Annotated in this window: 1 protein-coding gene; it reads right to left on the bottom strand. The window is 71.1% G+C overall.

Translation table 11 applies throughout. The features are described 5' to 3' along the window. Positions 1–192 precede the first annotated feature (192 nt). Positions 193–405 (bottom strand): WhiB family transcriptional regulator (locus DSY14_RS28220; protein ID WP_211719614.1); only part of this gene is annotated, 213 nt, incomplete at its 5' end.

The following is a 405-nucleotide window of genomic DNA, read 5'->3' as shown; positions in this document are numbered from 1 at the left end:
AGCCACAAGCGGTACGGAGGCCTGCCGGGTACACACCCGGCACGGAGGCCTCCAGAGACCGCGGGCACCAGCACCCGGAAGCCTGGGGCACCCGGAGGTCGGCGCATCTGCCGACTCGCCGACGCCACAAGGGCGCCCTCGGTGCCCCGGCAGTCAGTACCAGTCAATACGCAGGAGCCGCCCTCGGTCTGCTCAGCCCACCGCGGCGTAGTTCTCGTACACCTCTTCCTCGTCGAGCGGCAGCAGGCCCGCGCCGCGCTCGTACTCCGTACGTGCGGTCTCCAGCAGCCTGCGCCATGACGTGACAGTCGGACGCCTGCGCAGCAGTGCGCGGCGCTCGCGCTCCGTCATGCCTCCCCACACGCCGAACTCCACGCGGTTGTCCAGCGCGTCGGCCAGGCACTC

Source organism: Nocardiopsis sp. MG754419 (genome assembly GCF_018207095.1).
Taxonomy (GTDB): Bacteria; Actinomycetota; Actinomycetes; order Streptosporangiales; family Streptosporangiaceae; genus Nocardiopsis.
Note: the sequence above shows the minus strand (reverse complement) of the source record. Positions and strands in the feature narration are given on the sequence as shown.